Genomic DNA, 13,344 nt, shown 5'->3' on the forward strand with positions numbered 1-13,344 from the left:
CCGCAGGTCTGCGGCTGGTGCGGCCCGGCGACCGGGTCGACGTGATCGCCGTGAGCGGCACGGGCACGCGCGCGGCCCGCGTCGTGGTGGCCGGAGCTCGGGTCGTCGCCCTTCCGCGTCCGCCCGGCTCAGCGCCTTCGCCGGCCCCGGGCACGACGGCGGCTCCCCCGGGGCCGTCTTCCGCGAGCGCCGGGGCGGAGGTTTGGCCGGGGGCCAACGCGGAAACGCGCTGGGACGCGACGGATTCCGGCGCCGTCATCGTGCTCACGGTCCCGCGCGCCTCGGCGGTGGACCTCGCCGCGGCGTCCGCCTCCTCCGCGCTGGCGGTGGTCGCGTGCTGAGGAGCCTGCTGCGGAAGGTGGCCGGGGTGCTGCTCCGGAGACGCGGAGGGAAGTCGGCTACGGGCTGCGGGTCCGTACGCGGGACAGCGGACCGGGCCGTGTCAAGTCGCTCGATAGAGGGACCCAATTGGACAGGGGCCGGGACGGATGTCGTAGGTTGCGGGACTGTTTGCACCGCACAACATACGCATACGGAAAGGTCCTTGGGTGAGCGAGAACAGCAAGCCTGGTGTGTGGGAAGGCTTCAAGTCCTTCCTCATGCGTGGCAATGTCATCGACCTCGCGGTCGCCGTGGTCATCGGGGCCGCCTTCACGAACATCGTCAACGCGGTGGTCAAGGGCGTCATCAACCCGTTGGTCGGCGCCTTCGGGACACAGGACCTGGACAAGTACAGCTACTGCTTGCAGAGCCCCTGCGTTCCCGCGAGCGGGGGCAAGGAGGCCGAGGGCATCCAGATCATGTGGGGCACGGTCCTCAGCGCGGCCCTCACCTTCCTCATCACGGCAGCCGTCGTGTACTTCCTGATGGTCCTGCCGATGTCGCGCTACCTGTCCCGGCTGGCGGCCCGCCGCGAGGCCAAGTACGGCGCCCCCGAGGTGCCGGTCTCGGAGCTGGACGTGCTGAAGGACATCAGGGACGAGCTCGTCGCCGCCCGGATCGCGCGCGGCGAGTCGGCCCCGAACGGCCCGGCGGCACCCGGAGCGACCGCGTGGCAGCCGCCGCAGGAGCCGGGAACGCCGGAGGGACCGACAGGAAAGCAGGGACCCACGAAGAGCTGAGCCGCGCCCGGCGGCCCGTCTCCGGTCCTCGGGACAGCCTTCGGTCAGATGTGGTGCGGGGGCTTCTCGTCGAGGAAGCGCGCCAGGTCGGCCGCCGAGCCACCGTGCGGGACGGGACGGTCACCCCAGCCCCGGTCGGAGTCGTCGCGGCCCCGCCCGTAGAGCGGGTCGTCGAAGACCAGGCGCGCTTTGGCCCGCCGCAGGCGATCGGCTTCCTCGTCTTCCGCGGGGGCCGCTACGGCTGCCGCGAGGGCCGCGGTGTCGGCCGGGGCAGCCACGGCTTCCGTGCCCGCCTCCGGGGTATCCGCAGAGGCTTCGTCCCTGTCCGGAGCGCTCTGGGACGACCCGTGCTCCGCCGGGCCTGGCGTCTCGGCTCCTGCCGGGCCGGGCGTCCCCTCTCCCGCCGGGCCGGGCGTCTCGGACTCCGCCGGGCCCGGCAGGGGCTGCGGGGAGGGGGCGGCCATCGGCTCGGGGGTCTCGCTCATTTCTCCAGCGTACGTCCACGCTCCGGTTCCCCCGGCGGGCGAGCGGTACGGGCCGGAACGCAGCGGGCGCGCCGGTGGCGCGCCAGGACGCGTACAGCCGGGCGGGCCGCACGGGAACGCGGTGCGGAGGTTGCCACGAGTCTCGGTGGGGGCGCTCGCGCCCGCTCCGGCGCCCCTCAGGACCGCCTGGGCGCCCCTCGCGCGCATCCGCACCACCGTGGATGCGCGCAGATCCTGCGTCCCCGCCGACTGCCGGCACGGGGAGTTCCAGGGCGACGCGCCGACGTGCGTGAACGCCGGGGCCACGCGGCCCAGAAGGGCGGAGCCCTTGTCCGGGCGGGGCCACGGCGGCAGCGGAGGGCGGCGGGCTCGGCATCGCGCGGCGGGTTTGAGCGGCGGAGGGCAACCCTTTGGGTGGACGAGGCGTCAGTTTCCGTACAAGCGTGCCGCCTTCCCCCTCGGCGGCGGTTGGCGCTACCTTCCGAGCGTCGCTTCCGGATTCGGGGCATACGACGACGGCATGTGCGGGAACTTCCCGCGGTCTTCGTTCGTTTTCACGATTCCCGGACATGATGTCCAACCATAGGGCTACGGTATGCACCCACGAGGTGACATGCAGCAACGCCGGGAGATGCCTTGAGCGTTCCGTACGAGACACCTGAGTCGCCGGAGAACCCCCTCACGCGACTGCTTGGACGCGCCCTCAACTCATTCGAACTGCCCGACGAGATCCTCTCTCGGCTCGACTTCGCACTCGCCTACGACACCTCCCTGCACTCGGCGCACCACAGCGCCACGCTGCACCAGGAGGCCTACCGACACTGCTGGTTGCTGCCCGACGGCAGCGATCTCACTCTCTGGGAGATCACGCGTCGCAGCGCCCCCGGCAATGAAATGCTCCACGAGGTCTACGCGGACCCCGAGGAGGCCAGGGTGGCCGCCTCGCGCCCCCCGTTCGGACCGACGGAGTGGACCACGCTGTCGTCCGAGGACGACGAGCTGTCCGCCTCCGACCTGGTCGCCGAGGAGACGGTCCCGCACCGCGAATACGTCCCGGACAACTCGGCCGACCACGCCCGCCGCCTGTTGCGCCGGGCCGAGAACGAGGACTGCCCGCGCGAGGACATCGCCGAGCTCCTGCGGAACGCCTTCGCGCACGAGATCACCCAGGCGTTCACGCGTCCGGGGCTGCGGGCAGCCGCCGGTATCGGCTTCGCTCTCTACGAGCACGCCTTCCTCCTCCTGGACGGCACCGAGGTGTCCCTGTGGGAAGTCGAGCACACGGCGACGCCCGACCGGCGCCACATGTGCGAGGTCTACGAGACGGAAGGGGAGGCGCACGACGCGATGGAACGCCGCGCTCGCGTGCTCTGAGAGAGACGGGACCGGGTCGGCCGCCACGAGCCGGCCCCGGCCGCACCCCCGCATCCGCCCGCACGGTCGGCGCGCGGCGGCGGGAAGCCGTCCGTCACCCGGCCGGATTCTCATCGCGAGAACCGGCACGAGCGGAGCAGTCGGCACCGGCGACCAGGCACTCCGCACGGACCGACCACCGCTGCGGCCGACCCGCCGAGCGGTCCGGACAGCCCACCCGCTGCCGCTTTCCCCGCGTTCAGCCGCGTCCTTCGAGGCGCCGGACGAGGCCCGCGAAGGCGGCGCGTTCGGCGGCGGTGAGTTCGACGCTCTCCGAGGCGGGCACGGACTGGCGCGGTATCCGCGGGCGCTGCGCACCGGCGGGCGCCGGAGCCGTGGCCGCACGCGGGGAGGCGGGCTCGGCGCCACGTACCCCACGTACACCGCGCGAGCCGCGGACGAGCCCAACGGCCCAGGCGACCGCCGCCGTCACCAGGGCGGCCACCCCGACCTGCTGCATGACCGATACGTGCTGAGGCATGGCTTCAGTAGACCTCACTCCACTGGACCAATGAGAGGAAAAATCAGCTTCTTACTCCCGAAGTGACGCATCTCCTATGCCACTTCTGCCCAGGTTCGCCCCGGTGCACGCGTCCTCAGGCCACCTCGCGCGTTCGCGTTCGTCCGCCTCACGGCACGCCGAAGGGCCCGTGCCTGACGGCTCGGGCCCTTCCGGTACGCCCAGGGGTGCGGGCGGGAGGCTCGCGGCGCTGCGCGATTCTTACGCCGCCGCGTCGAAGCCGGTGTCGTGCGCCAGCTTCTTCAGTTCGAGCAGGGCGTGCTTCTCGATCTGGCGGATGCGCTCCCGGGTGAGGCCGTGCTGCTTGCCGACCTCGGTCAGGGTGCGTTCGCGGCCGTCCTCGATGCCGTAACGCATCTTGATGATCGAGGCGGTGCGTTCGTCGAGCCGGCCGATCAGTTCGTCCAGCTCCTCGCTGCGCAGCAGCGTCATGACGGACTGCTCCGGCGAGACCGCCGAGGTGTCCTCCAGGAGGTCACCGAACTGGGTGTCGCCCTCGTCGTCCACGGACATGTTGAGTGAGACGGGGTCGCGCGCCCAGTCGAGGACATCGGAGACGCGCTCGGGCGTCGAGCCCAGCTCGGCGGCGATCTCGGCGTGCTCCGGGTCGCGGCCGTGCTCGCGGTTGAACTCGCGCTGGACCCGGCGGATGCGGCCCAGCTCCTCCACGAGGTGGACGGGCAGCCGGATGGTGCGCGACTGGTCCGCGATGGAGCGGGTGATGGCCTGGCGAATCCACCAGGTCGCGTACGTGGAGAACTTGAAGCCCTTGCGGTAGTCGAACTTCTCGACCGCGCGCACCAGGCCCGCGTTCCCCTCCTGGATCAGGTCGAGGAGCGGCAGTCCGGCACGCGGGTAGCGCCGGGCCACGGCGACGACGAGTCGCAGGTTGGAACGGATGAAGACATCCTTGGCCCGCTCGCTCGCCTCCCAGAGCGCTTCGAGCTCCTCGCGGGACGCCTCGTTCTGCGTGTCGGTCTCGCCGTCGAGGACCTGGCGCGCGAAGACGCCCGCCTCGATGGTCTGCGAGAGCTCGACCTCCTTGGCGGCGTCGAGCAGCGGCGTACGGGCTATTTCGTCGAGGTACATGCCGACCAGGTCGCGGTCGGCTATCTCCCCGCTCGTGGAACGGGCACCCCTGGAACCCCGGGTCTCCCCGGAGCCCGAAGCCTGGGAGGCGCCGCTCCCGGTGGCGGACTGACGACGGGCGACGGCACGGGTTGCCATGCGTGCTCCCTTGCGGTGGTGGGTGGACGTGCTCCCTGTCGGATGCCGCACTCGGCACGCTCTCGCGCGGAGTGCTTCACCCTCACGGGTGCCCGGCATCTGTAGGAAACAACGACCGGAAACAGGACAGAATTCCCCTCGGTCGCATCAATCTTCGGGATCATGCAGTACCCTGTCGCGCCACAGGGGAGGGAACATGCCGGAATCCGCCGAAAAGGTGCAGGTCAGGGCGGGACAGGAGGGGGATCTTCCGCAGCTCACAGAGATCTACAACCACTACGTGACAGAGACGCCGATCACGTTCGACACGGTTCCGTTCACTCCCGATCAACGATTGGAGTGGTTCCGGGCTCACCCGATCAGCGGTCCGCACCGGCTCCTCGTCGCGCACGCGCCCGGCCGGGCTGCGGGTGCGGACGTGCTCGGTTACGCGACGAGCGGGGCGTTCCGCAGCAAGCCGGCCTACGCGACGTCCGTGGAGGTCAGCGTCTACTGCCGGCCCGGCGAGCGCGGTCACGGCCTGGGCACGCTGCTGTACAGCGCGTTGTTCGCGCAACTCGCCGGGGAGGACGTCCACCGCGCCTACGCCGGGATCGCCCTGCCGAATCAGCCCTCGCTGGCGCTGCACGACCGCTTCGGCTTCCGGCACGTGGGCACGTACGCGGAGGTGGGGAGGAAGTTCGGGCGGTACTGGGACGTGGCCTGGTACGAGAAGGAACTCGCGCTGTAGGCCCACAGCGGGCTCGCGCCCCAGGCCGTAGCGAACTCGCGTCGTAGGCGGTGGCGCGTCCGCGGGCGGGAGCGGTGCGTGGCCGCCGTGGCGGCCGCCGCCTCGCGCTCCCGCCCGGGCGGCGGCGCGGTCAGAGCGAGCCGAGGTCCGCGGAGAAATAGTGCTCGGGGCGCATCCGGTAGGTGACGAGGCCGGCGGTCGGGTCGCCGGTGGCGCCGGTGCGTTCGACGTAGGCGTCGACCTTGTCGGGGGCGAGGTAGCGGGAGGCGTCGGTGTACGACTCGTCCGGGGTCGTCGGCGTCGCGGAGACGACCGGGCCTTCGGCGGAGACGTACCGGTACGTGGGTTCGGTGCGCTGCACGAGCAGGCTGAAGCGGCCCGCGGCTTCGACGAGCCGGGACTTCAGCGAGTCGGCCTCCGTGAAGAAGAGCAGGTCGCCGTTGTCCTCCTGCCAGAACCAGACGGGCACGGCGAGCGGCGCGCGCTCGCCCTCCCTGGCGACGGCGAGGGTCGCGATGAGCGGCTCGTCGAGAAAGGCGCGGCGCTCCTCCGGGCTGAGTGTCATGGAGACTCCTTCGTTGGTCCGGCTGCTGGTTCCCCGTCGGTCTCGGGCTGCTGACCAGGGGTTTCGGTACGGGTCCTGGCGGGCCCCCCGCCTTTGGCCCCAGTCCCTCCGGTCTACCCGAAAAAAGTCACTGGACGTGGGAACTAGGACTACGGTCCGTTACGTTCCTCTACTGAACGGCCTAGCGTGCGGCGTCATGACTCCCGATGACACCCCACGCGGGGCCTTTCACCAGCGGCAGCAGAACGAGCGGGACACCGATGAACGGCACATCCGTGAGCGACCGGGGGCGGTACCGGTCGGTGCGCGGACGGAAGGAGGCATACGGGCGGAAGGAGGCGCACGGAACGCGGTGCGCGGCTCCCGAGCGGGAGACGACGGGGTGCTCGACGAGGCCCTGGAGCGCTTGCATTCCACGGGACCGGAACGGAACGGCTGGCTGAGCAACCACGCGCCGATGGCGGTCGAGGCGCTGGTACGGGGCGGGCACGGCGGCACGGTGCACCGCTGGGTCGACCGTTACCGGGACAAGCTGGAGCAGGCTCCGTCCCCGTACGCGCGCGTCACCGAGGAGAACTGGAAGGAGGCGATGGGCGATCCGCGCCGGATCGCGGACTGGACGACGTACTTCGGCGTACGGCTCGCCGAGGGACCGTGGCGCACAGTGCTCGCGACGTGGTGGCCGCGTCTGCTGCCGGGGATCGTGGCCGGGGCGACACATCCCGTGATCCGGACCGGCCACGCCGTGCGGACGCTGCTCGCGACGGAGACGGGCGGGCCGGGCGCGGGTGAGGCGTCCGGGCCGGTCCGGGACCCGGCTCAGCCGCGGCTCGCGGAGCTGGCGCACGCGCTCGGGTACTGGGCGGCGCGCAGTCAGGCGCTCCCGCGGGTGCGTGCGTTGGGGTCGTACGCGCGCGCGGGCGAGGCGCTGGAGGCGGTGCCGGCGAACGGCAGGCAGAGCGGGGGCATCAGGGAACGGCTGGCGCGGCTCGACGCCTTTCCGGTGTGGCCCGCCGCCGAGGTCCGGGGTCCCGAGGAGGCTGCGGAGCGGCTCCGCGAGCTGGTCGCGGCGGCCGTACGGCGGTACGCGACGCACGCGCACGGTGAACCCGTGATGCTCGTGCACGCCGCGACGGCGCCCAACGCCGTGCTGCGTGTGCTGCCCGCGCTGCCCTCCGGGCTCTGGGCGCCGAGCCTGTCGGCGGCCTGGGCGGCGAGTGCGGCGGTGACGGCTGCCTACGGCCCGGCACGGGCCGCGTCCGCCACGGCGCTGGAGGCGGAGGCCGAAGTCCTGGACAGGGCCGAGGTGTTCGCGCGGGCTGCGGCCCACGGGGACGAGCACGCGGTGAAGTTCGCCGACACAGCGCTCGACCCTGCCCTGCACCTCACCGACCCCCGAGCACGGGCAGCGGCCCTCCGCGCGGTGGAACTCATCGAGCCGGTGTGGTGAGGGGCGGGGAGGGGAGTGGAAGACCAGGCAGAGGGGCCCCGAGGGCGGGGCGGCACCGGCGGACAGGACGGGCATGTCCGGCGAGGGCGCCCCGCAGTCGATGGCCCCGGCAGACAAGGAGGGCCCTGGCAGGCTGACCGGATGCCCTGGCCCTCGCTTACGCTGCTTGGCGCGACGCCTCTCAGGAGGGCGGGCGCGGGGGGCCCTGAGCGAGAAACGAGCACTTGCCCCCGCGCTCCCGTCCCGCGCCCCCCGCCCCACGCCCCGCGCGCGCAGCCCCTCGGTGGCGGACCGGTCCGCCATGAGCGGCGAATTCCGGCACCGCGCCGTGCTTCCCGCGTCCCCGATCCGTGCCGCAACCCGGGACCCGACTCCCCTGGCAATCCGCTTCGGCATACTCCCAGTTGGCCGGGCCCCGACTCCTCCGCCCGCCCCCCAACCAGCACCCCAGCCCTCCGGCGCGCGGAGCCCCCAAGCCCCCTCCCCCGTGACGGCTCCCCCGCCCGCACCGCCAGTGCCCAACCACCACCCCTGCCCCCCGAGCACGCCCCCACCAGAGGTCAGCCGAACTGGATCGACCGTTTGGCGAGGCCCATCCAGAAGCCGTCGATGACGCTGCGGCGGGTGTCGAGTTCGCCGGTGGCGTCGGCGGCGCCGAGGGTGACGAAGAGGGGGGCGAAGTGCTCGGTCCTGGGGTGGGCGAGCTGACCGGCGGGGGAGGTGTGGCGGAAGTCGAGGAGCGAGTCGATGTCGCCGCCCTCCAGGGCCCGCATGCCCCAGTCGTCGAACTCCGTCGACCAGCTCGGCACGCCCCCTCCCGCGTGGCGCAGCGCCGCGAGGTTGTGGGTGAAGAAGCCGCTGCCCACGATGAGCACGCCCTCGTCCCGCAGCGGGGCGAGTTTGCGGCCGAGGTCCATGAGGCGCTCGGGATCGAGGGTGGGCAGGGAGATCTGGAGCACGGGGATGTCGGCGTCCGGGTACATCTCGACGAGCGGGACGTAGGCGCCGTGGTCGAGGCCGCGGTCCTCGACGTCCTGGACCGGGGTGCCGGCGCCGCCGAGCAGTTTGCGGACCGACTCCGCGAGCCAAGGGGCGCCGGGGGCCGCGTACTGGACCGTGTAGTAGTGCTCGGGGAAGCCCCAGAAGTCGTAGAAGAGGGGCAGGGTGCGGGTGGCGCCGAGGGCGAGCGGGGCGTCCTCCCAGTGCGCGGAGATCATCAGGATCGCGCGGGGGCGGGGCAGTTCGGCCGACCAGGCGGCGAGCTGGCCGGGCCAGACCGGGTCGTCGGCGAGCGGAGGGGCGCCGTGGCTCAGGTACAGCGTGGGCATACGGCGTGCGGCGGGGGCCGGAGTCGGCATCCGTGGACCTGCTTCCTTCTGGTGTCCTCGGCCCGGGGGCGACGCGACCCGCGCGAGGCGACTCATGATGCTTGAAACATCAAACGTTTCTCACTCGCCGAGAATACGACAACATTGTTTAAGCTTCAATAAGGTCGTCGGGTCGCAGGGCCCACCGCGAGGAGGAGGCAAGGATGAGCGAGGGAAAGACGCCCGCTCCCGCCCCCGTCCCCGGGCCCGTGTGGCTGGGGGACGCCGAGCAGGAAATCTGGCGGGCGTTCCGGCAGGCGACGACGTTGCTGGACGATCACCTCGACCGTCAGTTGCAGCGCGACGCGGGCATGCCGCACGTGTACTACGGGCTGCTCGTCACGCTCTCCGAGGCGCCCGGCGGACGCCTGCGGATGACGGAGCTGGCCTGCCGGGCGAAGATCACCCGCTCACGGCTCTCGCACGCGACGGCACGTCTGGAGCGGAACGGGTGGGTGCGGCGCGAGCACTGCCCCGGGGACAAACGCGGCCAGTTCGCCGTGCTCACCGAGGCGGGAGCGGAAATGCTGCGGCGCAGCGCGCCCGGGCACGTCGCCGCCGTACGGAAGGCGCTCTTCGACCGGCTCGACGGGGAGCAGCAGCGGGCCCTGGGCGAGATCATGCGGACGATCGCCGACGGCCTCCAGCCCACGGCCCCGGACAGCGACCTGCCCTGGCTCCGCTGATCCGACGCGGGAGCGGACGTCTACGCGGGCGCGGGCACGGACGCAGACGCCGAGACGGGCGCGGCGGTCGCCGGGACGCACACAGACGCCGACACGAGCCCGGGCGCCGACACGGGCGCAAGTGCGGGATGGGTGCGCCAGCAGGCAGCGGGAACGCGAACGGCCCGGCGGCCAAGGGCTCGTAGCCCCGGCCGCCGGGCCGTTCGTGTCGTATGGCGTTGTCACTTCAGGCGGCCCGTCTCAGCGAGCCCGGCCCCGCCGGGGGGGGCGGGCCCACCACGGGGCCTAGCCCACCACGGGTGCGGGCCCACCACGGACCGGTCCGCCGCAGGCCCCGTACGGCAACCCCGCACGGAAACCCCCGTACGAACCCCGCCCGGCCGGGCGAGCCGCACGAGCCGCCCAGCCCATCCGCCCGCTCAGTGAGCGATGACCGGAATATCCGCGATCTCGCCGTCCGCCGCCTGGGCGTCCGCCGACTTCGCGTCCACCGCGCCGCCGTCCTCGCTCGTCGCCGTCGCGCCGCTCCTGCGGTTGCCGGTGGTGACGAGGGTGAAGGCGAGGATCGCGGCGACCAGGAGGATGCCGACGGCCCACCAGATGGCGTTGCTGTAGCCGTGGACGAGGGCCTCGGCCTGGAGGAGGCGGGCGTCGCCGCCCTTGGCGGCGTGCGAGGTGAGGTACGCGGTCGTGGCCGAGGCCGCGATCGTGTTGAGGAGCGCCGTACCGATCGCACCACCGACCTGCTGCGAGGTGTTGACCATCGCGGAGGCGACACCGGCGTCACGCGGCTGGATGCCGTGCGTCGCGAGCGACATGGCCGGCATGAACGCCGTACCCATGCCGAGGCCCAGCATCAGCTCGGCCGGGAGCACGAGGCTCGCGTAGCCGGAGCCGACCTCCATCTGCGTCAGGATCAGCATGCCGATCGCCGCGAGGAGGAAGCCCGGGCCCATGAGGAAGCGCGCGGGAACCTTCGTCATGAGCCGGGCGCCGATCTGCGTCGAGCCGGTGATCATGCCCGCCACCATGGGCAGGAAGGCGAAACCGGTCTTGACCGGCGAGTAACCCTTCACGACCTGGAGGTAGAACGTCAGGAAGAGGAAGAGACCGAACATCCCGATGATCGCGAGACCGAGCGAGAGGTAGATCCCGCCCCGGGTGCGGTTGGCGACGACGCGCAGCGGGAGGAGCGGCGACTTGACCCGCGCCTCGACGAGGAGGAACGCGCCGAGCAGCACGACGGACGCGACGAAGCTGCCGATCGTGATGCTGTCGCTCCAGCCGTCCGACTCGGCGCGCGTGAAGCCGTACACGAGCGAGACGAGACCGAGCGTCGAGAGCAGCACGCCGGGGATGTCGAGGGAGGCGCTGTTGCGCTGCCCCTTCGGCTCGACGATGACGAAGATGGCGCCGAGCGCGGCGACGACGGCGAACGGCACGTTGACGAAGAAGGTCCAGCGCCAGTTCAGGTACTCGGTGAGGAAGCCGCCGAGGATGAGCCCGACCGCACCGCCACCACCGGCGATCGCGCCGTAGATGCCGAAGGCCTTCGCGCGCTCCTTGGCCTGCGTGAAGGTGACCGCGAGCAGCGAGAGCGCCGCGGGGGCGAGCAGGGCGCCGAAGATGCCCTGGAGGGCGCGGGAGCCGAGCAGCATGGCCTGCCCGTTGGCGGCGCCGCCGAGCGCGGAGGCCGCGGCGAAGCCGATGAGGCCGGTGATGAAGGTCCGCTTGCGGCCCCACATGTCGGCTATGCGACCGCCGAAGAGGAGCAGCCCGCCGAAGGCGAGGGCGTAGGCCGTGATGACCCACTGGCGGTTGCCGTCGGAGATGCCGAGGTCCCGCTGCGCGCTCGGCAGCGCGATGTTCACGATCGTCCCGTCGAGCACGACCATCAGCTGGGCGAGCGCGATGAAGACGAGGGCCTTCCAGCGGCGCGGATCGGGCGCCGCCGGGTCGGCGTGCGAAGCGGCCGTGGGGCCGGTACGGACGGTTTCTGACATGGGGAGATCCACCTCGGGACGCGGGCGCGCGCCATCGTTCGGCGCGGCGCCGTGGAGGGTGACTGGCAGGACGGAAGGGCCGGTGGGCGACATCGTCGTACGCCGCACCGTGCGGGGGGTTGCTACCGGGTTACGACGAGAAGTCGCGGATTGCGGCCCGGAGGGACCGACATCTCGACCGGTCGGGTGTGCGTGGTGTGCAGGGAGCTGGGGTGGTACGGGCCCTCGGGCCGCGCGGCGCGCGCGGTCGTACGGGCCCGCCGCGCGAGGTCACGCGCGGTGGTACGGGCCCCGCGGGACACGCTCGCGCGGTGCGGGCCGCGCCGTCCGGCCCGTACGCCCGGTACGGGGCGCGGCCGGCGGCGGTCGCCCGCCCTCGCGAGGAGCCGTCGGGAAGGAGCCGTCAGGGGGTGCGGAGAGCCTCCAGGGTGGCGGCGCTGCCCGGCAGGGGCGAGCGGGCCGGGGCCCGCAGTCCCTCCAGGAAGAGCTGAAGATGGCGGTGGACATAGCGGTCGTTGAGGGCCGCGGTGCAGCCCGGGAGTGGTCGGGCGAGCTGGGAGAGGACGAACATCAGATCTCCCACGCCGATGTCGGGGCGCAGGACGCCGGCCTCGCGGGCCCGGCCGAGCAGCGCCTCCACGCCCGCCTCCAGGCGGGTGCGGGCGGCCCGCAGGTCCGGGTGTTCGCGCTCGGCCGCGTCGGCGTTCGCGCTGAGCATCCCGCACATGGCCCCGGCGCGGTCCTCGACGGCCCCGTGCGCGAAGACACTGAGCGCCTCAAAGGGCCCGGAGAGGGTGAGCGCCTCCTCGGCCCGTCCGGCGGTCCGGTCCATGACGGACCTGATCGCCTCGCGGATGAGGGCGGGGCGGTCGTGGAAGTGCCGGTAGACCGTGGCGTTGCCGACCCCGGCGCGGCGGGCGACCTCGTCGATCGAGACCTCCGCGCCGTGCTCCGCGGCCATCTCGCGGGCGGCATCGATGATCCGCTCGCGATTGCGCACCGCGTCGGCGCGGGGCCGCCCGGCCTTCTTCCCCGGCTCCCCCGCGCACCCCGTGCCGCACGAGGCCCCCGCGCTTCCGGTACGGGAGCGGGCCGCGTCACGGGCCGGAACACCGGTCGTGCCGCCGGTCGCGCCGTTGCTCATGCCGCCGGTCGCGCCGTTGCTCATGCCGCCGGTCGCGCCGTTGGTCATGTCCTCGGTCATGTCCTCGGTCATGTCCTCGGTCATGGCGAGCACCGCCACCTCCCTTCCGGCCCCGGCCGGGGCCCTCGCGCGCGGGCCACTGCCCACTCGTACGTACGTGCCGTGCGGGGCGCCCGCCGAAGCGGCGCCCCGGGTCCTGCGCGCCCGAAACGGGGACCCACTCCCCGCCTCGCGACGACACCTTCCTAAACGGGGACGGCCTCCCCGGAAATTTCCCAAACGCCATGTGACGCGCGTCACACAAAAACCACCGATCGGCCGCACCCGGCGCGCGCGCCGCCCGTCCCGCCCGGAGGCTGGCCGCAAAGGGGGCAGCCTCGCAGGTCAGGACGGCGGCTGCCGCGAACGGAGGGCCGGTACGCATGGAGCAGCCGACCAACGGGGCGCCTTCCCCCTCGGGCCCGATACCCGGCCGGGGCGGCCGGGACGGCCGGCAGCCCACTCCGGACGACGACCGGAACCCCGCGCCGGACGCCGCCGGACCCCGTACCGGCCGAGACGCCGCGCCGGACGCGGCCACGCCCCGTACCCCCGCCGCACCCCCCACCTCCTCAGCTCCCGCTCCCTCCCCCG

The 13,344-nt window shown here is 72.7% G+C and carries 12 protein-coding genes and 2 pseudogenes; 7 read left to right on the forward strand and 7 right to left on the reverse strand.

Annotated elements, in window-relative coordinates; translation table 11 throughout:
- Positions 1 to 341 (forward strand): annotated as a pseudogene (locus G3I42_RS32530) (RcpC/CpaB family pilus assembly protein); the annotation flags it as partial.
- Between the two features lie 207 nt (positions 342 to 548).
- Positions 549 to 1,121: a large conductance mechanosensitive channel protein MscL gene (mscL, locus tag G3I42_RS32535; protein ID WP_164291272.1), complete on the forward strand. Its 573-nt coding sequence runs from the start codon at positions 549 to 551 to the stop codon at positions 1,119 to 1,121.
- Positions 1,122 to 1,165: 44 nt separating this feature from the next.
- On the opposite strand, the gene G3I42_RS32540 is transcribed toward mscL, so the two are convergent.
- Complete coding sequence (locus G3I42_RS32540; protein ID WP_164291273.1) at positions 1,166 to 1,606, reverse strand: hypothetical protein; 441 nt, start codon at positions 1,604 to 1,606, stop codon at positions 1,166 to 1,168.
- Between the two features lie 636 nt (positions 1,607 to 2,242).
- Between G3I42_RS32540 and G3I42_RS32545 the strand changes: the two genes are divergently transcribed.
- Entirely contained in the window at positions 2,243 to 2,980 is a 738-nt protein-coding gene (locus G3I42_RS32545) for a DUF6227 family protein (RefSeq protein ID WP_164291274.1), read from the forward strand.
- A gap of 238 nt (positions 2,981 to 3,218) precedes the next feature.
- On the opposite strand, the gene G3I42_RS32550 is transcribed toward G3I42_RS32545, so the two are convergent.
- Entirely contained in the window at positions 3,219 to 3,500 is a 282-nt protein-coding gene (locus G3I42_RS32550; RefSeq protein WP_203607645.1) for a hypothetical protein, read from the reverse strand.
- 240 nt (positions 3,501 to 3,740) lie between these two features.
- Positions 3,741 to 4,766 (reverse strand): sigma-70 family RNA polymerase sigma factor, encoded by a 1,026-nt coding sequence (locus G3I42_RS32555; RefSeq protein WP_164291275.1) that lies wholly within the window; start codon positions 4,764 to 4,766, stop codon positions 3,741 to 3,743.
- Between the two features lie 196 nt (positions 4,767 to 4,962).
- On the opposite strand from G3I42_RS32555, the gene G3I42_RS32560 reads away from it, so the two are divergent.
- Positions 4,963 to 5,496 carry a GNAT family N-acetyltransferase gene (locus G3I42_RS32560; protein ID WP_164291276.1) on the forward strand — a complete coding sequence of 178 codons (534 nt, stop codon included), beginning with the start codon at positions 4,963 to 4,965 and terminating at the stop codon, positions 5,494 to 5,496.
- 130 nt (positions 5,497 to 5,626) lie between these two features.
- Here G3I42_RS32560 and G3I42_RS32565 read toward each other — a convergent pair whose 3' ends face one another.
- Positions 5,627 to 6,061 (reverse strand): pyridoxamine 5'-phosphate oxidase family protein, encoded by a 435-nt coding sequence (locus G3I42_RS32565; protein WP_164291277.1) that lies wholly within the window; start codon positions 6,059 to 6,061, stop codon positions 5,627 to 5,629.
- A 382-nt stretch (positions 6,062 to 6,443) separates the two neighbouring features.
- Here G3I42_RS32565 and G3I42_RS32570 point away from each other — a divergent pair, with 382 nt between their 5' ends.
- The gene (locus G3I42_RS32570) at positions 6,444 to 7,511 is read left to right on the forward strand and encodes a questin oxidase family protein (protein ID WP_164291282.1); all 1,068 of its coding nucleotides are present in this window, start codon (positions 6,444 to 6,446) and stop codon (positions 7,509 to 7,511) included.
- 560 nt (positions 7,512 to 8,071) lie between these two features.
- On the opposite strand, the gene G3I42_RS32575 is transcribed toward G3I42_RS32570, so the two are convergent.
- Entirely contained in the window at positions 8,072 to 8,839 is a 768-nt protein-coding gene (locus tag G3I42_RS32575) for a class III extradiol ring-cleavage dioxygenase (protein ID WP_164291283.1), read from the reverse strand.
- A gap of 203 nt (positions 8,840 to 9,042) precedes the next feature.
- Between G3I42_RS32575 and G3I42_RS32580 the strand changes: the two genes are divergently transcribed.
- Positions 9,043 to 9,564: a MarR family transcriptional regulator gene (locus G3I42_RS32580; protein WP_164291278.1), complete on the forward strand. Its 522-nt coding sequence runs from the start codon at positions 9,043 to 9,045 to the stop codon at positions 9,562 to 9,564.
- A 419-nt stretch (positions 9,565 to 9,983) separates the two neighbouring features.
- Here the strand turns inward: G3I42_RS32580 and G3I42_RS32585 are convergent, their stop codons facing one another.
- Together G3I42_RS32585 and G3I42_RS32590 are read right to left on the reverse strand one after the other, a co-directional pair.
- Entirely contained in the window at positions 9,984 to 11,567 is a 1,584-nt protein-coding gene (locus G3I42_RS32585) for an MFS transporter (RefSeq protein ID WP_203607646.1), read from the reverse strand.
- Positions 11,568 to 11,970: 403 nt separating this feature from the next.
- Entirely contained in the window at positions 11,971 to 12,804 is an 834-nt protein-coding gene (locus tag G3I42_RS32590; protein WP_164291280.1) for a TetR/AcrR family transcriptional regulator, read from the reverse strand.
- Positions 12,805 to 13,133: 329 nt separating this feature from the next.
- Here G3I42_RS32590 and G3I42_RS37210 point away from each other — a divergent pair.
- Positions 13,134 to 13,344, forward strand: a pseudogene (locus tag G3I42_RS37210) (M6 family metalloprotease domain-containing protein); the annotation flags it as partial.

The organism is Streptomyces sp. SID11385 (genome assembly GCF_010548245.1).
Taxonomy (GTDB): domain Bacteria; phylum Actinomycetota; class Actinomycetes; order Streptomycetales; family Streptomycetaceae; genus Streptomyces.